At 67.2% G+C, this 360-nt stretch carries 1 protein-coding gene; it reads right to left on the reverse strand.

Annotated elements, in window-relative coordinates:
* Positions 1 to 360: hypothetical protein (locus ACLJNW_RS23655; RefSeq protein WP_410961148.1), on the reverse strand; the 360-nt coding region annotated here is incomplete at both ends.

Here is a 360-nt window from a genome sequence, read left to right on the forward strand (position 1 = left end):
CCTGCGGACGACAGCGACTCGCTATAGGCGACCTGCCGCGTCTGCTGTTCGCCGGGCAGGTAGAGCTCGCCCCAGCCGTCGCGCACGATCAGGATCACATACTTGCTGCCGTTCAGTTCGGTGGAGTAGCGACTGTCCCTGGCGCTCTTTTCCACCTTTACCTTGTGGATCAGGCGGTCCCAGGCGGGGTCCAGACCTTCGACCTGCAACAGCGCTTCGCCGGCCGCCGCTTCGCCGATACGCAGGGTCCAGACCTTGAGCCCCTGCTGGCCCTGGTAGGCCACCACCTTGTCGGCGACTGGCGGCCGCGCCTCTTCGGCCTGCGCCGTGCAGGATCCCCACGCCAGTGCGCCCATCAGC

The organism is Salmonella sp. SAL4457, from assembly GCF_046548235.1.
In the GTDB taxonomy this organism is placed as follows: Bacteria; Pseudomonadota; Gammaproteobacteria; order Enterobacterales; family Enterobacteriaceae; genus Salmonella; species Salmonella enterica.